Origin of the sequence: Rhizobium sp. NPDC092011 (assembly GCF_044756305.1) — a bacterium.
Taxonomy (GTDB): Bacteria; Pseudomonadota; Alphaproteobacteria; order Rhizobiales; family Rhizobiaceae; genus Rhizobium.
In genome coordinates this window covers 1,060,578-1,078,601 of sequence record NZ_JBIVSO010000001.1, presented here as the reverse complement: position 1 = coordinate 1,078,601, position 18,024 = coordinate 1,060,578, and the positions used below count along the sequence as shown (strand labels likewise).

Here is an 18,024-nt window from a genome sequence, read left to right as displayed (position 1 = left end):
CCCATCCGGATTCTATGATGTCATTCGAATGTCATATATCGGCTCCAGCATTGATTTTCAATCACTGTCCGGCGATCGATATCTGGAATAGGATTATCAAAGCCGAATTTCCCTCTCATATTTTATAGTTAGGCCACCAGATCTTCACATGAGTGTCACCCACCGCCACTAGATGAATATTCGGATGTTTTATTAATCATTCGAATATTGAGGATATAATGGTAGCGCTTAATCGTCGGCAATTCATCGCGGGTACGACCGCAGTCATCGGCACATCCATCGCAATGGCCGGCAAGGCGCGGTCAGCCGACGCCGCGATCGAAATATCGAGCACATGGGGCGCCGACAAGCCCTTCCAGAAAGTCGTCGACGCATTCAATGCAAAGAATCTCGGCGTAACCGTCACCAACCGGTTCGACGGCGACTATGAAGCCGTCACCGCCAAGGCGGTCGCCAGCGTCGCGGCCGGTCGCCCGCCAGCCATGATGATCACCGGCTGGAAGTTTGGCTATTTCGCCAAGCGCACGCTCGGCGCACGCGATCTGCGCGAGATCAATGCTGCGAAGGCAGAGGCGATCCTCGCCAATTTTCGTCCGTCCGTGTTGCCGCTGGTCACAATCGACGGCGCAGTTATCGGCCTGCCCTGGGCCATGTCGACGCCGATCACCTATATCAACAGCGAGATGTGGAAGGCAGCTGGCCTCGATCCAAACCTGCCGGAAACGCCGGATACAAAGTGGCTCTACGAGAGCGCACGCAAGCTCGATGCGGCCCTGAAAGGAAAGCATCCGACCTACCGTTCACCGATTTCGCTGTCCAACAACGAATGGACGAGCCAGTCCTTCATCCAGAACGCCGGCGGCTTCATCATCAATCCCGATGGCAAGCTTGCTCTGAACAGCCCGGAAGCAATTGCCGGCATGAGCGAATATTGCGCTCCCGCCCATGAGGGCCTTTGGCTGCCCGTCAGCGACAAGGAGCAGGTCGCTGCCTTCCAGTCGGGCGCGCTGGCCATCTGCACGACGAGCTCGACATCGGCCATCACCTTCCCGTTCGGTGCTGCGAAGGCCATCACGACGAAGTTCCCCGGTCTTTCCGGGCATCCACGCAAGATGAACAGCGGCGGCAATTTTCTCGCCGTCTACACGCGCAACAAGGAGCAGGCGGAAGCTTCGCTCGCCTTCCTCGAATTCTGCGCTTCGAAGGAGGGGCAGGCGCTGTGGTCCCAGACCGGCTATCTCAACACGTCCCAGCACGACATTCCGCTGATCAACGAGTTCATGAAGCCCGCAGCCGCACAGCTGGCGGACGGTTTGACCGCAGAAACGATCTGGCCGGGCAAGCGCGGTCTCGAAGGTCAGGCCGTATGGCGCAAATGGGTTTCGCGCATGCTGCTCAAGGAAACGACGGTTGCCGACGGCATCAAGGGCGCTCATGACGAGCTCGCAGGACTGATTTCGGCATAGGCCTCGCATCATGCCATTTCGTTTCAAATCGCTGGCCCCCTATTTGTTCGTGGGGCCGGCCGTGCTTGCCGTGGCGATATTTCTCTACGGTCCGCTCGTAGCCTCGATGTTGCTATCGGTGGTCGACTGGAATCTGCTGTCGGCAGATATTCGCTTTGTCGGCGCCGATAACTACGCATCGATTTTCGACAATCCCGACTTCCGCATGGCCGCCTGGAACACGCTGCTCTATTGCATCGTTCTCATCCCTGCCGAGATCGTCATCCCGCTGATTTTCGCCGTCATGCTGCATGCGGTGCGCAAGAATCCCTTGCAGGGGCTTTATCGCGGTAGCCTGTTCCTGCCAACGATCGTCGCCTACTCCGTTGCCGGTGTTGCGTGGTCCTGGCTGTTCAACCCGGTCAACGGTCTCTTCAACGAAGTACTCGGATATTTCGGCTTTCCGCCGTCGCGCTGGCACACGGATCCGAACCTTGCGTTGTTTTGCGTCAGCCTCGTGACCTTCTGGAAGACCTTCGGCCTCAACATGCTCCTATGGCTGGCGGCGCTGGCAAATCTGCCGAAACAATTGCGGGAGGCGTCACAGCTCGATGGTGCTGGCTCCACACGACATTTCTTCAACATCAGCCTGCCGCTGATGACACCGACCGCCTTCTTCATCAGCGTCACGACCTTTTTCCATGTCCTCGACGATATCGTCGGCATCATCGATGTCCTGACCCATGGCGGACCGGCGGGCAGAAGTTCGAGCCTCCTTTATTTCCTGTGGCAACAGGGCCTAATGTTCTTCCAGTTCGGACCGGCAAGCGCCGTCGCCGTCATCATCATCGTTCTCGTGCTTGTCATCACGTGGCTGCAGTTCCGCGTCAACGAAAAGCGGGTGCATTACAGATGAGCGATATCGGTCATAAACTTCACAGGTTGCTGCTGCACTCCGCGCTGATGGCAATCTGCATCGTCACCGTGTTCCCGCTTGTCTGGATGGTGTCCGCGGCTTTCACGCCGAACGACCTTATCATGGCAAAGGCCGTGCGGCTCTGGCCCGAAAGCCCGACGCTGGCAAACTTCACCATTGCCGCAAGCCGTCATCCCATCTGGATGTGGCTTTGGAACTCCATCCTCACGGCAACCCTTATCACCGCGGGAAAGCTTGTTCTCGCAGTCCCCGCGGGCTTCGCCTTCGGGCGGCTCGAGTTCAAGGGAAAGCAGACACTGTTCTGGTTCGTCATCGCGACCATGTCCTTTCCGAACGTGCTGGCGATCATCCCGACCTATATTGCGGTGGTCAAGCTCCAGGCGGTCGATACCTATGGGGCGATGATCATCCCGTCGATTCCCTATATCGGTTTCTACGTCTTCTATATGCGCCAGGCCTTCCGTTCGCTGCCGGGCTCGATGTTCGAGGCGGCCCGGATCGATGGGAGCGGCCTGTGGCGGCAATTTTTCGAGATCGGCGTTCCAAACGTCATCCCGGCAATTGCGGCTCTCTCGGTAATTTCCTTCATGGGCGCCTGGAACATTTATCTCTGGGGCCAGCTCGTGCTGGACGACGCCTTCAAGAAGACGCTCACGACAGGCATTGCCGTCTTTGCCGATCTCGAAGGCTCCGAGCGAGCCTGGGGTCCGTTGATGGCGACAAGCCTGTTATCGATCGTTCCCGTTCTCTTGATCTTCCTACTGGCGCAGCGTTTCATTGTGGACGCGTTGGCACCAGGCATTGACGACAGATAGGCAAAGCATGCCCCGAGTAATCGTAATCGGATCGGTAAATCACGACCGCATTTGGCAATTGGATGCCCCGTTGGTCCGGGGTGGCCGGATGCAGTTTTCATCCCGGACAACCCGGCTTGGCGGCGGCGCCTACTATACCGGCCAGCAGCTTCTGGAACTGGGAGCCGACGTCGCACTCGTCTCGCGGTTGATGCAGGACGAGCAAGGGCAAGCCACGCTCACGTCGCTTTCCTCCGCCGGTTTCGACACCGACCATATAATGATGACCTCCGGAGAAACCGCACCGCTGGAAATTTTCCTGGAGCCCAACGGCGAGCGGACGATCATCGCACCGGCAGGCCGGGCGCTTCCCTTAACGGCTGCGGGGAAACTGTCGAGCGCAGGCGTCTATATCAATGCCCTTGCTCTTGATGGCAACCTCGTCGATCAGATCGATGCCCAGCCACTTGTCGTATCACAATTTCCGCTCAAGCCCGCGACGCATCGCCCGGCAGACTATGTCATCTCTTCTCGCGACGATGTTTCCGACGATCTCACCCTCGCTTGGCGGCGCGCTGCCGAGGTCGCCGGCCGACGCCTCAAGATGCTCGTCCTTACCGATGGCCCGCGCCCAATCACGTTGTTCGACGGTTCAGGCGCATTAGAGGTCGAACCGGCCGAGAGGGTCGCTACGGCAAACACGATCGGCGCGGGCGACCGGTTCGCAGGCGCTTTTTTGTTCGCTTTGCTGCAAGGGCAGACGCCGGCGGCCGCCGCGTGGGAAGCAAGCCGCATCACAGCCGAATGGCTGCGCCGGCGTGCCGACTGAGCCGCTTCGAGCGGGTCGAGGAATCTCGTCTCTCAACGCAAAACGAGATGGACAATTCATCCGGATGAATATAGTAATCATTCGAATGTTTCTGGTGGGCTGCCACCATTCCTGAACGATCCCTAAGTGCCAAGGAAAAGATGATGACTGAGGAGAAGACTGGTGATCCGGTCGGCGCATCCTATGCCCATGCGCGGGCCCTGGAAATTCTCGCCGCGAGCCGTCCGACAAACATCAAGGCCTCCGCCGAAGAGCTGCTCGACACGCTTGGCGACGTCGACGTTGTCGTTAATCGTACCGGCCTCGTGATGCTTCCGTTGACGGATACCGTCCAGGGCACCGCCTTTCATCTGGGCGAAGTGCTCGTATCCGAAGCGCATATCCGAGTGCCTGGACGATCCGTCGAAGGCTACGGCGCGATCGTCGGCCGCGATCTCGAGCATGCCATGGCAATGGCGATCATCGATGCAGCCATCGCCAGCAACCATCGTACCGACATCATCCTTGAGCTTTTAAATGCCGAAGGCGACCGCCAGCGGGAAGACGACCGCCAGTTGCTGCGAAAAGTCGAAGCGACCCGCGTGCAGATGGAGACATTCTGACCATGGTACACTCCCTGTTACCAACCGCGGACGATACCCGTACCAATGCCACCTTCGAAGATCTCATGTGGGCTCTGAGCCGACCCGGCCAGCCGCGCGAGATGTCGGGAGAAGGTTTCTGGGGTCTCGCGGAGAGCCTGCTCGATCGTGAATGCAGCTTTCATTGCGAAAACGACGCCTCTTTGAGCTCCATGCTGACCGCAACGGGCGCCCGCTCGACGCCGCTTGCCGAGGCGGATTATGTCTTCGCGGCAATCGACTCCGCCGAGAAAGTCAAAGCCCTATCTTCGTTGCGCATCGGCAACCTCGCCTATCCGGACGATGCAGCAACCCTGTTTGCCCCGGCGCGACTTGGTTCCGGACAGCAGCTGCGTCTTTCCGGCCCGGGTATTAGGGATAGCATCACGATCGATATTGATGGCGTCGATCCCGCCTTCTGGCAGATGCGCGCAAAAGCGATCCGCTATCCCCTCGGCTGGGATCTCTATCTGGTCGATGGCAAGCGTCTGCTCGGCATTCCCCGTTCAACGAAAATCGAGGTGCTGTGATGGCTTATGTAGCAACCCGCGGCGGCGAATATGCCATCGAGCAGGCCGAAAGACTTTTCCGCAGCGATCTCGGTCCGATTACTCGCGAGCGCGTCGAGGCCGTTCGAACAGGCCTTCCCTATCTCATCGATCGCGTCATGGGTGAGGCATCGCTCTATGACCCCGATCTCGCAGCGCTGGCGCTGGCGCAAGCGGGCGGCGACCTCTACGAAGCCATCCTTCTGCTGCGTGCCTATCGCACGACGCAGCCGCGCATTGCCGTCGCCGAGCCGGTTGGCCAGACCGATCTTTTTACCGTGCGCCGCATCTCGGCCGCCTTCAAGGACATCCCAGGCGGCCAGATCCTCGGGCCGACCCTCGACTATTCGCACCGCTTGCTGCAGGTCGACGTGTTGAAGGGCGAAGACTATGTGCCGGAACCGGTTATTCCGGCAGCAAAGCCAGCTCCGGCGACCCAACCGTCTCTGACCAGCTGGCAGAAGGCGCAGGGGCTCATTCCCGAGCACGTAGCCCAAGACGTTGCGCCTGACGACATTCCCGATTTGACACGCGAGCCGCTGCTTTTCCCAGCGCATAGGGCACATAAGCTGCAGAGCCTCGCGCGCTCCGACACCGGGGGAACCCTGGCGCTCGGCTATGCCACGATGCGCGGCTACAGTTCCGTGCATCCAACGGTCAACGAATTGCGTCTGGCCGAAGCACCGGTCCGGATGCGTCACCCCTGCGGCACCATCTTCAGCGCCGGCCGCGTCCGCGTCAGCCAGACCGAGGTCATATCCAAGGCGAGAGAACTGGAGCTGGGCTTCTCCGCCACCTTCGGTTGGAACGAGGTGAAGGTGATTGCGGCTGCGACGCTCGATCTCGCCTCCAGCCAGCCTAATCCGCATCCGGCGGCCAACGAGGAATTCGTCCTATATCACACCGAACCGGTCGAGAGCTCGGGCTTCTGCATCCACTTCAAGCTTCCGCACTACGTCACGTTCCAGTCGAGCCTGGATGCGCTTCGTCGCGTCAAGGCGGACAAGAGCGCTGATGCAGCCAAGACTGCCGTTAACGAGAAACCTGCCGCCCGGCAGGAGGAGGTCGCACTATGAAGCTTCAGGAACTCACGAAGCCTTGGGTGGCTTTCAACTACGGCTTTCTCGATGAATCCGCCAAGCGCGAAATGCGCCGCCGCATTCTGAAAGCGATTGCGGTGCCTGGCTATCAGGTGCCCTATGCCAGCCGCGAGGTGCCGATTGCCCGCGGCTGGGGAACCGGCGGCCTGCAGGTGACGCTGACACTTCTAAAGCCGACCTCGGTGGTCAAGGTCATCGACCAGGGGTCTGACGATTCCGTCAATGCCAGCAGCATCCGCAAATTCGTTGGGCGCGTTGGCGGAGCGGTCGAGACCGAAGACACGATGGCGGCCACCATCATCCAGTCCCGCCACCGCATCCCGGAAGAAAAACTGCGCGAAGACCAGATCCTCGTGTTGCAGGTTCCGGACCCGGAACCGTTGCGCGCCGTCCAGCCGGACCTGTCCGTCGCCCGCGAAATGCATGGCGATGCCGACTACGGGCAACTATGGCTCGTGCTCTACGAACAGCTCGTCAAATCGGGGCGTATCATGCAGGGATCGAGCTATCCAAGCATGGTCAACAGCCGCCACGTCATGACGCCGTCGCCCATTCCGCGCTGGGACGTGCCGAAGCTCAATCAGGCTGATCATCTGACGATCCTGTCGGCCGGGCGCGAAAAGCGCATCTTTGCCGTGCCGCCCTATACAAGCGTCGAACCGCTTGTCTTCGACGATGTGCCCTACCGCGTCGAAGATCACCAGGACAAGACCTGCTACCGCAGCAATGTCACAGGCTTCTTCATGAACGAGCTTCCACAGGACGACGGCTCTTCGCAATACGAGCTGTCCGACAGCCACTTCGGCGTCAAGCACATCCGAAAATCGGAAGCAGAACCGGTCGCGATCGGCGAAACCTGGTACAACAATGGAAAGATGGACTAATGGTCACACTTGATCCCACTCAATCAACAGAGTTGACCCGCCAGCCGCCCCGACTGATGATGGCGCAGCCCATCCTGACCATGCGCGGCATAGCCCGCAACTATGGTGACGTCACCGCACTCGGCGGCGTCGACGTTACGGTCTATCCGGGCGAAGTCCTTGGCATCGTCGGCGAATCCGGCTCCGGCAAGTCGACCCTTCTGAGAATGATGAACCTTGAGGATACGCCGGATACGGGCACCTACAATCTCGCCCTTCCCGGCCATGAGGGCCGCAACCTCTTCACGCTCGATCGCTTCGAGCGGCGAATGCTGCGCGCCCATCATATCGGCATCGTCTATCAGAATCCGCATCTTGGCCTGCTGATGAACCATACCAGCAGCGGCAACGTGGCTGAGCGATTGCTGATCGCCGGCAATCGCAACTTCGCCGAGCTGCGCGAACGAGCGCGCCAGTCGCTCAACGCATCCGAGTTTCCGATCGCGCGTATGGATGCCAGGCCGAACGAGCTGTCCGGCGGCATGCAGCAACGCGTGCAGCTCGCCAAGGCGATTGCGCTCGAACCGGCCGTTCTGCTGCTCGACGAACCGACGACCGGCCTCGATGTCAGCGTTCAGGCGCTGGTTCTCGATACGCTGAAGCGGCTGCAGCGAGAGCGTTCCATCACCATGGTGTTGGTATCGCATGATCTTGGTGTCATCCGTACGATGGCAGACCGGGTTATGGTCATGCGCCGTGGCATGGTCGTGGAACAGGGTCTCGCCGACCAGATCTTCCAGGATCCGCAGCACGCCTACACGCAACAGCTCGTTCACGCCAAGCTTTGACAGGGAGAGAAAGATGAATATCCAGGTTTCCGCCCGTCAGACCAAACCGACGGTGCTGCGCGTCGAAGGCCTTTCGAAGCAGTTCGAGATGCATCACCTCAAACGCACGCTGTTCGCCTTCGAGAATATCGATTTCGAGTTGAATGCGGGTGAGTTCATTCTGCTGAAGGGCGAGAACGGTGCGGGCAAATCGACGCTGCTGCGTACGCTCTATCGCTCCTATCTGCCGCGCGCGGGCCACGTCTATTATCACACGCAGGAAGGCATCATCGATCTTGCGACCGCCGCCGACGTCGATATCGCCGTACTACGACGCCGGGAGATCGGCTTCGTCACGCAGTTCCTCAACGCCCGCCCGCGCGTTGCGGCCGAAGAGATCGTCGCCGAGCCGCTGAGACTTGCCGGCTCGGCGCATGGTGACGCTTTAGCCGAAGCCCGACGTTGGCTCGATGCCTTCGGCGTGAAAAGGCAGCTTTGGTCGGCCTATCCCTCGACCTTCTCCGGTGGCGAGCAGCAGAAAGTCAATCTTGCGCGCGCGCTCATCCTGCCGCAGCGCCTGCTGCTGCTCGACGAACCGACGGCATCGCTCGACCATGCCGCCCGCCGCGCACTGGTCGAAAGATTGGCGCAGCTCAAGGCATCCGGCGTTGCGATGATCGGTGTCTTTCACCACCCGGACGATGTAAGGGCTTTGATCGACCGAGAATTGCATCTGGAAGCCATCAAGATCGAGGACGAGCAAGACGATGTGGCTGAGTAATTTTGAGATTGTATTGCAGGATCGCGTTATCGAGCGTGGCGCCGTCAGGATCGAGGATGGGCTGATCGCTGACATCAGCGAAAGGCCGGTCGAAGAGGCAGAAATAGATGGCCGCGGCCGGCTTCTGCTTCCCGGTTTCGTCGACATGCATGGCGATATGATCGAGAAAGACGTCGAGCCTCGCGTCAATGTCCGCATGCCCATCGAACTCGGCGTGTACGACCTCGACAAGAAGCTCGCCGCCTGCGGCGTCACGACTGCCTATGCGGCGGTCGCCTTCACGCCCGCCACCTACGGCCATGTCCGCTCGGTTGCCAACACCCGCGCGATGATAGAGACACTCGCCGCCATGCGGGACGAGTTGCTGATAGACCATCGGGTCCATGGTCGTTTCGAAGTGACCTTCCTGCCCGCCGTTGAGGAAGCGAGAGCCTTGATCGATGCCGGGGCGCTCCACCTGATTTCACTCATGGACCACACGCCGGGCCAGGGGCAATATCGGGATATCGAGCTGCACATCGCCAACACGGCAAAGGTCAAGAAGATCAGCGAGACCCAAGCGGCGGAACTGGTGAGGCAACGCATGGCCGCCCGCTCCGAGCACGGTGACAGCATGGAGATCATCAACGGGCTGGCGGAGCTGGCGCGAGAGAGTGATGTCGTACTGGCATCCCATGACGACGATACCATCGAGAAGGTAGTGCTTCTGCACGGCCTCGGCGCCGTCATCAGCGAATTCCCGATCAATGTCGCCGCAGCCGCGGAAGCCAAGCGTTTGGGATTGGCGACCGCCATGGGCGCGCCGAACGCGCTACGAGGACTGTCCTATTCCGGCAATCTCTCGGCGCGCGAGGCCTACGAGGCCGGCGTGCTGGACATACTGGCGAGCGACTATCACCCCTCCGCCATTCTGCCCGCAGTCGTGGCTTTGGCAGAAATCGGCGAAGGCGGCCTTGCCGCTTCGGTCGCATTGGCAAGCGCAAATCCGGCAAAGGCACTGGGCCTTCATGATCGCGGCAGCATCGCCAAGGGGATGCGCGCCGATCTCGTGATTGCGGAACGCGGTCGGGTGCCGCGCCTGCGCAGCACGATCCGGGGTGGACGGACGGTTTGGTCCGATGGATCGATAGAGAGCCTTTTGGGCGCCTGAACTCAGGCGCATGATCGGGGCGAGTATTCGCCATCAAATGTCATCATTGTGAGCCGCCGCGCAATCCTGCCCGGCGGCTCACCTGCATCACTTGTACGCGGCCTTCAGCGATATCAGCGCATCATTGCCGCGACATTGCCACCGTCGACGGTGACCACTGCCCCGGTGGACGTCCTTGCCTGCACAAGATGCAGCACGGCCTCGGCGACATCTTCCGATGATACCTCGCGCTTCAAGAGGTTGCCGCGCATATAGACTTCCGGCGTGACACCACGCGCCCGGGCTCGTTCCTCGACCATTTCATCCGTCATCAGCCCGGTCCTTATCCGGTCCGGATTGACCGCATTGACCGTGATGCCATCGCCGGCATGCTCAAGAGCATATTGCCGCATCAGCGCCATCAGCGCCGCTTTCGACGTCCCATATGGGCCAAAGTCCGGCCCCGGGTTTACGGCCTGCTTGCTCACGTTGAAGACGAGCGAACCGCCCGTGCCCTGACGCCGCATCACCTTGATCGCCGCACGGGCGATATAATGGTGGCTCCAGAAGTTCAGGTCGAAAGCTGCTTTGAACAAGGCGTCGTCCACCGCCGTCAACGCGCCCTGGAAAGCGGCGCCGGCATTTGACACCAGGATATCGACGCCGCCGAACTCTGCGGCTATCCGGGCAAGTGCGCTTTCCGCCGCTGAAGGATCCGTCAAATCGCATGCGACAGCGAATGCGCCCAAGCGTTTGGCCTCAGCTGCGACCCGTTCGCCGTCGATATCGATCAAGGCAACTTCAGCACCCTGGCTTTTCAGAAGCGCGGCTATGGCAAGGCCAAGGCCGCCTGCGCCGCCCGTCACTGCCGCCACCTGCCGCGTCAGCGGCTTTTCCGTCTGCTTGGTAAGCTTCACCTGCTCCAGAGACCAATATTCGATATCGAACAGATCTTCTTCCGAAAGCGCCTCGAAACGGTCGATACCCTCGGCGCCGCGAATGACCTCGATGGTCGCCTCTGCGACATCAGCGCATATGCGCGCCGATTTCTGCGTCGCAGCCGCGGCGAACAAACCGATACCATCCACATAGAAGACGCGCGGCATGGGGTCGAGCATCGTCTTACCGGCGCCGACGCGGGCGTTGTTGCGCTCGAAATAGGCTTTGTAATCTGCGGCATACGAGGCCACTGCGGCCTTGACCGTTTCGGCCCAACCTTCGATATCGTCCACCCTTGGTGGCGGGAGGGCAATACCGTAGCGCTTGATGTGAATGACATGCTCCGGCGTCGCATTTCCACGGCGAACGAGATCAGCCACATTGGAGGCCCCGCAGAAATCGAGAATATCGTCGTTCGCGCGATGCTCGATCACAAAGCGGCGCGGACGCCCCTCCCCCTTGCCGGGAAGCGCTATCGCACCGCGCAGGATGGGAGCGATATCGGCAGCGGAGGCAAGTGTCGCGGTAACCGGCTTGGCGCTTGCCGATCCGAAGGGACGAGCCCGCCCTTCTGCGATGCGCTTCTCGGCCCGGTCGATCGCCGCAATCATATTCTCATAGGCTTCGCGCGGATCATCCGACCAAGTGAAGATACCATGCTTCAGCAAGATCATCCCCGGTGCGTCAGGCCGAGCGGAAAATGCCCTTAAGCAGGCCTTCGACAGATCGAAGCCGGGCATGACATAAGGCACGATGATCATTTCCGGGAAAAGCTCTCGAATGATCTCCTCGCCGCGAGGCTGGTTGGTCAGCGCGACGATGGCATTGGCGTGCGTATGGTCGACATGCTTGAAAGGCAGAATGGCGTGAAGAATGGCCTCGACAGACGGGTTGGGTGACGCCGGATCAAGCAAGAGCCTGCGCTGCAGCATCACCATGTCATCGTCCGAGAGGAACTCGTAATTCACCATGGCTTTCAGCGGCTCAAGATGCAGCGCCGGCAGGCCGGCAGGCTCGATCTTGCCCATATCCCAGCCGCTACCCTTTACACAAAGCACCTCTACGGCGCTGCCGTCATGGTCGATCAACGTCGTCTTGACCGAGGTGTTGCCGCCGCCATGAAGGACCAGCTTCGGCTCGGAGCCAAGCAGGCGCGTTGTGTAGGTGCGGATTGCGACATCGCGACTAACCCCGGCTTTCTCATAGGCGCCGACAACCGTGGCGAAGTCCGCTTCTGACCATTTAGATTTCATCTGCCATTTCCTTAGCTGACAAGCTGCGGCCGCCGCACGCAGACATGAGGATACATTCACAGAAAATTCTACTTTCCTGTGGTATAACAAAGACTTCCAGAGGTTCCCCCTCGCGCCTAAAACAATTGACACCATTGATTGACATTCGTCAACATCAATGAGCGACTTGTTGATTAAAAGCTTTTTCTGTGCAACTCAGGCACATCGCAGACATCAGGAATCGAGTATGACCTCGGACGATTTGACGCCGTCTACGCATGCCATCCCAGCAGAGTTCGACGACGCCATCGTCTGGGCGGCCTGGCTCTATTACGAGAACCAGCTCACGCAGAATGAGATCGCGGCGATGATCGGCGTTTCGCGCGCCACCATCGTCAATTATCTGCAGGAGGCACGGCAGAAGGGCGTCGTCCGGATCCTGATGAACCCCGAAATCGTCACCCGCACCAATATAGCCCGCAAACTGGCGGCCAAGTTCGGCCTGGCGGAAGCGCTTGTCATTCCGACGGAAATATCCGCCACGCCGGATGCGCGCCTGAAAGCTCTGGGAGCGGGCGGAGCGCGGCTGATAGAACGCATGGTTTCACCTGGGGATACGATCTGCGTTTCGTGGGGACGCACCGTTCTGGCGATTGCCGACGCCATTGCCTTGCCCCGGCCGCTGGAGGGGCTTTCCGTGGTTCAGGTGACGGGCTCGTCAAGCGGGACTCGCGAATTTTCAGCGGAGCTTTGTGCGTCGATCATGGCCCGCAACATGGGAGCCGCCAGCATCAACATGATGGCACCCACAGTGCTCAGCACGCCTGGACTTCGCGACGCTCTGATGGGCGAGCCGGTGCTCCAACGGCAATTCGAGCGGATCGGCAAGGCCGACATGATCGTCTTCGGCGTCGGCGGCCTTGCTGCCGAAAGCACGATGCGCCTTGCCGATGTGACCAGCGACGAGGAGATCGACGCCTATGCACAGGAAGGCGCGGTTGCGGTGCTGATCTGCCGCTTCCTCGATCAGCATGGCAAGCAAATCGTTCGCGATTTCGACAAGCGCGTCATCGGCATAGAGCTGAATGGGCTGCGCAGCCTACCGCGCAGGCTCTGCGTCGCGGGTGGCACACAGAAGGTCGACGCGATCCGCGCCGTTCTCGCGGGTGGATATGCGACGCATCTCGTGACCGACATAGAGGTCGCAGAGCAGCTGCTGGCCGAATGAAAAGGCCGGGCCGGACGACCCCGGCCCGCACCGCCTTCGATCAGCGCTTGATGGGCGCCGTATTCATGAACGCCAGCGTATCTTCGAACGAGCGGATGCCTGCATCCGAGCCGAGACCCGTCGCAACAAGCGCGGCCGATGCCTGTGCGAAGTTCAAAGCGGTTTTCAGGTCCATCTTGCGATGCAGTGCCGTGATGAAACCAGCGTCGAATGCGTCGCCGCACCCCGTCGTGTCCACCACCTCGATCTGGAACGCCGGCTGCCGCACGATCTCGCCGGAAGCATCGGCAAAGCATACGCCATCACCGCCAAGCGTGAAGACGCAATGCTTGACCCCACGATCCAGGAAGAAGCGGCTGGCGCCTTCCACGTCAGCGGCGCCGGAAATCTGGCGTGCCTCCTCGATCGACGGCATGAAATAGTCGATGTGCGGAAACAGAGGCGCAATGAGATCAAGGGTGCCATCATTTGCGCCGAGTAGGTCGAAGGTGGTCGTGCGCCCTCGCGCCTTGGCCTCGGCAAGCAATTTACGGCTTGGCTCGCCATCGAGCTTGGCCAGCAATCCAGTGCCGCCCAGGTGAACGATCGGCGGCGCAAGAACGGCATCGAGGGCGCTATCGGCAATCTCGAAATGATCGGATGCGCCACGGGCATGAAGTGCGGGGCGATCGCCGTTGCGGCGGATATTGAGAATGGTTGACGAAGTTGGCACGCCCTTCAACCGCTGCATCTGCGCGGTATCGACGCCGAAGCGCTGCAGCGTCGCGAGCACGAAATCCGCCTTCTCATCATCGCCGACGGCGCCAACCGCCAGGCAGTTCAAACCGAGCTTGGCAAGATCCACCACGGTTCCGCCCGCCGTGCCGGCAACCGTCAACCTGATTTCGTCGATGAACTCGACATTGCCGCCAGGTGGGATGGCATCCACCGGCCGACCAAGCACATCGAGAATATAGAGCCCCACCACCGAGACATCATGAGACATAGAGACCTCCCAAAAGACTGCACGTGATCATGCTGCCGTCATCTTTTACGGCGTAGCAGGACCGATATTTGACTAGCTGCGCTCGCGCAGGGCGAATGTCGCCCCGGCCAGAAGAATGAAGATACCGATGATGGCAAGCTGCAACGTGCTCGGAATGCCCACGAAGATCAACACGTTGCTGACCAGCGTTATGAGGAGCACTCCCAGCAGCGTTCCGATCACCGACCCGGAGCCACCGGTGATGCGCGCGCCGCCCAACACGACGGCGGCTATGATCTCGAGCTCCATGCCGGCAAGATCGAATGGGTTGGCGAGGCGATTGCTCGATACGTGAACCACTCCGGCAATGCCGGCGAGCAAGCCCGCATAAGCGAAGACGAAGATCCGCACTCGAAAAAGGTTGATGCCGAGGCGCTCGGCGATAGATGGGTTGCCACCGACCGCGAAGATGGCGCGCCCCATGAGCGTGCGCTCGAGAATGAACCATGTCACGAGAGCGGCAGCAGCCAACACAAGCACGGAGGCAGGCAGGACAGATACAACACCGTTCGACGCATGATGTGTGAAGAGTGAGGCCTTGCCGAAAGCATCCATCGCCGATGGGATATTCATGAACAGCGCAGTGCCGACGAAGGTCAGCAGAAAGCTGCGGATGACATATTGCGTGCCGATGGTGACGATCAGCGACGGCGCCTGCAACTTCTGCACCAGAAGACCGTTGAGCGCGCCGAAGGCAGCGCCACCGAGAGCCGCGAGGATCAGAACGATCGTCATCGGCGTGGCCGGGAACCAGTTCGTGACGAGCATGGTCAATACATACATCACGAAGGCCGCAATTGCCGTAAACGAAACATCGATCCCGCCGGACGCCAAGACCACGAGCACACCCATGGCAAACAGCCCGCGCACCACGGAAGCGCGCAGAATGTCGACGACATTGCTCATCTGTAGAAAATCGGGATTGGCGGCGATGACGACAAGGCAAGTCAAGACCGTCAGAAACAGCGTGAAGAACTCCGGCCGGCGTCCCATCAGGTCCCACAGGCGCGGACCAAATCCTTTGCGCTGTGTGCTGAAAGTGGTCGCGGATGCGATCTCGCTCATTGCGCGATCTCCTTCGATGTGCTGGCCATGGATTGATAGATTGCGTCTTCGGTCAGGCCGTCCGCCTTGTGCGCTGCCACGATGCGGCCCTGACGCATGACGAGAACCCGGTCACAATTCTGAAGCAACTCCGGAAGGTCGTCGCTAATGATGACAACACCCATGCCGTCATCGGCCAGACGCTGGATGATGCGGAAGATCGTGTCCTTTGATCCGACATCGACGCCCACGGTCGGCCCATGCAGGATGAGCAGCTTGGGATTGATCGTCAGCCAGCGACCGATCAAGACGCGCTGCTGATTGCCGCCGGAAAGCGACTGGACAGGGATCGTCACGTCAGGCGCGACGATCTGCAGATCAGCGACGCTTTTCTCGGCGCGCTGGCGTGCTTTCCGAGAACTGATCATGCCGAATGCATTGCGTAGGCGGCCGAGGATCGGCAGCGTTATGTTGTCCTGTATCGGCTTTTCCAGAAACAGCCCTTCGGTAAGCCTGTCTTCGGGGACATAACCGATGCCATGTTGAATCGCCTCAGCAGCCGATCGCGGCGAAATTTCCTCGCCATTCAGGCGTATCACGCCGCTCATCGCTGGCCTGACCCCGGCAAGCGCGAGTGCAAGTTCGTTGCGGCCGGAATCGAGCAGCCCGGTGATACCGAGTATCTCGCCTTTTCTCAAACTGAGCGAAATGTCGTGAAAGGCATGGCCGCCATCGAGCTTCTCGACTTCGAGCATAACCTCCCCGAGCTTCGGATCGGTACGATATCTCGTCTCGCTAATCTCCCGGCCCGTCATCCAGCGACTGAATTCCGCCTTGCTGTGATTGGCGACATCGAGTTCGGTCACCTTCAAGCCGTCGCGCATGATGATTGCCCGGCCGCCCAGCGATTTGCACTCGTCAAGCTTGTGTGTGACGAACAACACGGCCACACCTTTGCTGCGCAGCCGCGCAACGACTGCAAGCAGGTTCTCGACCTCCTGGCGTGTAAGCGACGTCGTCGGCTCGTCCATGATGACCAGCCGCGCCTCCGAGGCAACGGTGCGGGCAATTGCGATCAACTGCCGCGTCGCAAGCGGCAAAGTGTCGGTTCGTCGGGTCAGAAAGGCGCGGTCGGTCGGCAGATGCACCTCGGCAAGAGCACGGCGTGCCGTCGCATGGAGCGCGGCGACATCCAACCTGCGAGCCAGACGGCCTGACGCTTCGACGAGTTGCTCGGTAAACGCAACATTCTCGGCAACCGAGAGATTGGGAAGAAGCGACAGATCCTGGTAAACCGTCTCGATGCCGGCGCGCAACGCGCCGATCGCCCCCAAATCGCCGGCTCGTTCGCCGGCCGGTTTGCCGTCGATGAGAATTTGGCCTTCGTCAGCAAGCTGCGCACCCGAAAGAATTTTGATGAGCGTGCTTTTGCCACAGCCATTTTCACCCATCAGGTGATAGATCTGTCCAGCCTCGATGACGAGGCTAACCTCTTTCAGCGCCTTGACGCCTCCGAAGGATTTCTTGACGTTTCGAACCTCGAGAAACGGCGGGGCGTTAGGCAGGGCATCGGTCGTGCTCATGGTGAATTCCTGACGCTCTCAGGCCTTCTCTTCCGGAGGCGGTGGTGGTGCACACGCCCCCGGAAGACGGCCTGACGAGTTATGCTCTCTCTATCAGAACGGGAACTTCTTGTAGTTGGACTTGTCGGCGTCTACCCAGGCCTGACCCTGAATGACGATCCCCTTGCCCGGTCCCTTGATGACCGTCATCTTCTCATAGCCCGGTACGCCGAGGTTCGCGCCGTCCTTGATCTCCTCGCCCTTCAGGACCATGTCCGCGACCTTGTTCATGACGTAGCCGGCGTCCTTCGGATCCCAGAAGAAGATCTGGTTGACGGCACCGCTTTCCAGATAAGGTCCGGTATCTTTCGGCAGGCCGAGACCGTAGACGCAGGTCTTGCCCTGCAGGCCGGCTTCCTCGACGGCGCGGCCGATGCCGATGACGTCGATGGCGGACGATCCCTGAAAGCCCTTGATGTCAGGGTACTTACGCAGGATTTCCTTGGCCTTTTCATAGGCGCGGTTGGCATCGTTGAAGGACTCGTTCTTCGCTGAGACGAGCTCCATGCCCGGATATTTCTTGGCATTCTCGGCCGCCGCATCGACCCACTGATTGTGGGTCAGGCTGCCAAGCGAACCGACAAACGTCGTCCACTTGCCCGATTTGCCCATGCATTCCGAGAGCTTCTCATTGATGCGGGCACCGAAAGCCTTGTTGTCGAAGGCTTCGATATCGACATCGGTGTTCACCAGGCTGTCACCCTCATGAGTGATGACCTTGATACCGCGCTGCGAGGCGCGCCGCAGAACGCCTTCCAATGCAGAGGGATCCATCGGGACGACTGCAATCGCGGAGACATTCTTTGCAACAAGGTCTTCGACGAGACGCGTCTGCTGGGCTGCATCAGCCTTGCCGGGGCCAATCTGGCTGGTGCTGACGCTGGCGTTGTCCTTGCCGTAATTATCGACACCTTCATTCATGCGAATGAACCAGTTTTCGCCGGTGACCTTGACCACCGTCACGATGGACGGTTTGTCCTTGGCAATTGCCACACCTGCGACAACTGCGACGGCCAGCATCGTGCCGGCTGCGAGTTTGGAAATTCTGCTCATATTTTTCCT

Annotated in this window: 17 protein-coding genes; 12 read left to right on the top strand and 5 right to left on the bottom strand. The window is 59.9% G+C overall.

Annotation, left to right across the window (positions count from 1 at the left end; genetic code table 11):
- Positions 1-218: 218 nt before the first annotated feature.
- The 11 genes from ACIQJ2_RS05020 (at position 219) to ACIQJ2_RS04970 (ending at position 9,894) form a co-directional block, all read left to right on the top strand.
- The gene (locus ACIQJ2_RS05020; protein ID WP_400665184.1) at positions 219-1,466 is read left to right on the top strand and encodes an extracellular solute-binding protein; all 1,248 of its coding nucleotides are present in this window, start codon (positions 219-221) and stop codon (positions 1,464-1,466) included.
- Positions 1,467-1,476: 10 nt separating this feature from the next.
- Positions 1,477-2,361: a carbohydrate ABC transporter permease gene (locus ACIQJ2_RS05015; RefSeq protein WP_400665187.1), complete on the top strand. Its 885-nt coding sequence runs from the start codon at positions 1,477-1,479 to the stop codon at positions 2,359-2,361.
- Entirely contained in the window at positions 2,358-3,197 is an 840-nt protein-coding gene (locus ACIQJ2_RS05010) for a carbohydrate ABC transporter permease (RefSeq protein WP_400665190.1), read from the top strand. Before ACIQJ2_RS05015 ends, ACIQJ2_RS05010 begins: the two co-directional genes overlap by 4 nt.
- A gap of 88 nt (positions 3,198-3,285) precedes the next feature.
- The gene (locus ACIQJ2_RS05005) at positions 3,286-4,005 is read left to right on the top strand and encodes a PfkB family carbohydrate kinase (protein ID WP_400665193.1); all 720 of its coding nucleotides are present in this window, start codon (positions 3,286-3,288) and stop codon (positions 4,003-4,005) included.
- Positions 4,006-4,148: 143 nt separating this feature from the next.
- Entirely contained in the window at positions 4,149-4,607 is a 459-nt protein-coding gene (gene phnG, locus ACIQJ2_RS05000; RefSeq protein WP_400665196.1) for a phosphonate C-P lyase system protein PhnG, read from the top strand.
- A 2-nt stretch (positions 4,608-4,609) separates the two neighbouring features.
- Positions 4,610-5,155 (top strand): phosphonate C-P lyase system protein PhnH, encoded by a 546-nt coding sequence (gene phnH, locus ACIQJ2_RS04995; protein ID WP_400665199.1) that lies wholly within the window; start codon positions 4,610-4,612, stop codon positions 5,153-5,155.
- Positions 5,155-6,249 (top strand): carbon-phosphorus lyase complex subunit PhnI, encoded by a 1,095-nt coding sequence (locus ACIQJ2_RS04990; protein WP_400665201.1) that lies wholly within the window; start codon positions 5,155-5,157, stop codon positions 6,247-6,249. The genes phnH and ACIQJ2_RS04990 overlap by 1 nt, the downstream gene beginning before the upstream one ends.
- Entirely contained in the window at positions 6,246-7,157 is a 912-nt protein-coding gene (locus tag ACIQJ2_RS04985; protein WP_400665204.1) for an alpha-D-ribose 1-methylphosphonate 5-phosphate C-P-lyase PhnJ, read from the top strand. Before ACIQJ2_RS04990 ends, ACIQJ2_RS04985 begins: the two co-directional genes overlap by 4 nt.
- The gene (locus tag ACIQJ2_RS04980; protein ID WP_400665207.1) at positions 7,157-7,984 is read left to right on the top strand and encodes an ATP-binding cassette domain-containing protein; all 828 of its coding nucleotides are present in this window, start codon (positions 7,157-7,159) and stop codon (positions 7,982-7,984) included. Before ACIQJ2_RS04985 ends, ACIQJ2_RS04980 begins: the two co-directional genes overlap by 1 nt.
- Positions 7,985-7,997: 13 nt before the next feature.
- Positions 7,998-8,744 (top strand): ATP-binding cassette domain-containing protein, encoded by a 747-nt coding sequence (locus ACIQJ2_RS04975; RefSeq protein ID WP_199146822.1) that lies wholly within the window; start codon positions 7,998-8,000, stop codon positions 8,742-8,744.
- Complete coding sequence (locus ACIQJ2_RS04970; protein WP_400665210.1) at positions 8,731-9,894, top strand: alpha-D-ribose 1-methylphosphonate 5-triphosphate diphosphatase; 1,164 nt, start codon at positions 8,731-8,733, stop codon at positions 9,892-9,894. Before ACIQJ2_RS04975 ends, ACIQJ2_RS04970 begins: the two co-directional genes overlap by 14 nt.
- A 113-nt stretch (positions 9,895-10,007) precedes the next feature.
- Here the strand turns inward: ACIQJ2_RS04970 and ACIQJ2_RS04965 are convergent, their stop codons facing one another.
- On the bottom strand, positions 10,008-12,065 hold the full coding sequence (locus ACIQJ2_RS04965) for a bifunctional aldolase/short-chain dehydrogenase (protein ID WP_400665213.1): 2,058 nt from the start codon (positions 12,063-12,065) through the stop codon (positions 10,008-10,010).
- 226 nt (positions 12,066-12,291) lie between these two features.
- On the opposite strand from ACIQJ2_RS04965, the gene ACIQJ2_RS04960 reads away from it, so the two are divergent.
- Complete coding sequence (locus ACIQJ2_RS04960; protein ID WP_400665216.1) at positions 12,292-13,272, top strand: sugar-binding transcriptional regulator; 981 nt, start codon at positions 12,292-12,294, stop codon at positions 13,270-13,272.
- A gap of 40 nt (positions 13,273-13,312) precedes the next feature.
- Here the strand turns inward: ACIQJ2_RS04960 and ACIQJ2_RS04955 are convergent, their stop codons facing one another.
- The 4 genes from ACIQJ2_RS04955 to ACIQJ2_RS04940 all read right to left on the bottom strand — a co-directional run bounded on the left by ACIQJ2_RS04955 (position 13,313) and on the right by ACIQJ2_RS04940 (position 18,015).
- Complete coding sequence (locus tag ACIQJ2_RS04955; protein ID WP_400665219.1) at positions 13,313-14,257, bottom strand: carbohydrate kinase family protein; 945 nt, start codon at positions 14,255-14,257, stop codon at positions 13,313-13,315.
- Positions 14,258-14,329: 72 nt separating this feature from the next.
- Positions 14,330-15,361, bottom strand: a complete 1,032-nt coding sequence (locus ACIQJ2_RS04950; RefSeq protein ID WP_400665229.1) for an ABC transporter permease — start codon at positions 15,359-15,361, stop codon at positions 14,330-14,332.
- Entirely contained in the window at positions 15,358-16,923 is a 1,566-nt protein-coding gene (locus ACIQJ2_RS04945) for a sugar ABC transporter ATP-binding protein (RefSeq protein ID WP_400665238.1), read from the bottom strand. The genes ACIQJ2_RS04950 and ACIQJ2_RS04945 overlap by 4 nt, the downstream gene beginning before the upstream one ends.
- A gap of 93 nt (positions 16,924-17,016) precedes the next feature.
- Positions 17,017-18,015, bottom strand: coding sequence for an autoinducer 2 ABC transporter substrate-binding protein (locus ACIQJ2_RS04940; RefSeq protein WP_199146834.1), 999 nt, complete (start codon positions 18,013-18,015; stop codon positions 17,017-17,019).
- Between the last annotated feature and the right edge of the window lie 9 nt (positions 18,016-18,024).

Coding starts and splice junctions, on each gene's coding strand:
- ACIQJ2_RS04940 (WP_199146834.1), bottom strand. CDS start 18,015: ATGAGCAGAATTTCCAAACTCGCAGCCGGCACGATGCTGGCCGTCGCA.
- ACIQJ2_RS04990 (WP_400665201.1), top strand. CDS start 5,155: ATGGCTTATGTAGCAACCCGCGGCGGCGAATATGCCATCGAGCAGGCC.
- ACIQJ2_RS04975 (WP_199146822.1), top strand. CDS start 7,998: ATGAATATCCAGGTTTCCGCCCGTCAGACCAAACCGACGGTGCTGCGC.
- ACIQJ2_RS04955 (WP_400665219.1), bottom strand. CDS start 14,257: ATGTCTCATGATGTCTCGGTGGTGGGGCTCTATATTCTCGATGTGCTT.
- ACIQJ2_RS05020 (WP_400665184.1), top strand. CDS start 219: ATGGTAGCGCTTAATCGTCGGCAATTCATCGCGGGTACGACCGCAGTC.
- ACIQJ2_RS05005 (WP_400665193.1), top strand. CDS start 3,286: ATGCAGTTTTCATCCCGGACAACCCGGCTTGGCGGCGGCGCCTACTAT.
- ACIQJ2_RS04945 (WP_400665238.1), bottom strand. CDS start 16,923: ATGAGCACGACCGATGCCCTGCCTAACGCCCCGCCGTTTCTCGAGGTT.
- ACIQJ2_RS04950 (WP_400665229.1), bottom strand. CDS start 15,361: ATGAGCGAGATCGCATCCGCGACCACTTTCAGCACACAGCGCAAAGGA.
- phnG (WP_400665196.1), top strand. CDS start 4,149: ATGACTGAGGAGAAGACTGGTGATCCGGTCGGCGCATCCTATGCCCAT.
- ACIQJ2_RS04965 (WP_400665213.1), bottom strand. CDS start 12,065: ATGAAATCTAAATGGTCAGAAGCGGACTTCGCCACGGTTGTCGGCGCC.
- phnH (WP_400665199.1), top strand. CDS start 4,610: ATGGTACACTCCCTGTTACCAACCGCGGACGATACCCGTACCAATGCC.
- ACIQJ2_RS04960 (WP_400665216.1), top strand. CDS start 12,292: ATGACCTCGGACGATTTGACGCCGTCTACGCATGCCATCCCAGCAGAG.
- ACIQJ2_RS04980 (WP_400665207.1), top strand. CDS start 7,157: ATGGTCACACTTGATCCCACTCAATCAACAGAGTTGACCCGCCAGCCG.
- ACIQJ2_RS05015 (WP_400665187.1), top strand. CDS start 1,477: ATGCCATTTCGTTTCAAATCGCTGGCCCCCTATTTGTTCGTGGGGCCG.
- ACIQJ2_RS04970 (WP_400665210.1), top strand. CDS start 8,731: ATGTGGCTGAGTAATTTTGAGATTGTATTGCAGGATCGCGTTATCGAG.
- ACIQJ2_RS05010 (WP_400665190.1), top strand. CDS start 2,358: ATGAGCGATATCGGTCATAAACTTCACAGGTTGCTGCTGCACTCCGCG.
- ACIQJ2_RS04985 (WP_400665204.1), top strand. CDS start 6,246: ATGAAGCTTCAGGAACTCACGAAGCCTTGGGTGGCTTTCAACTACGGC.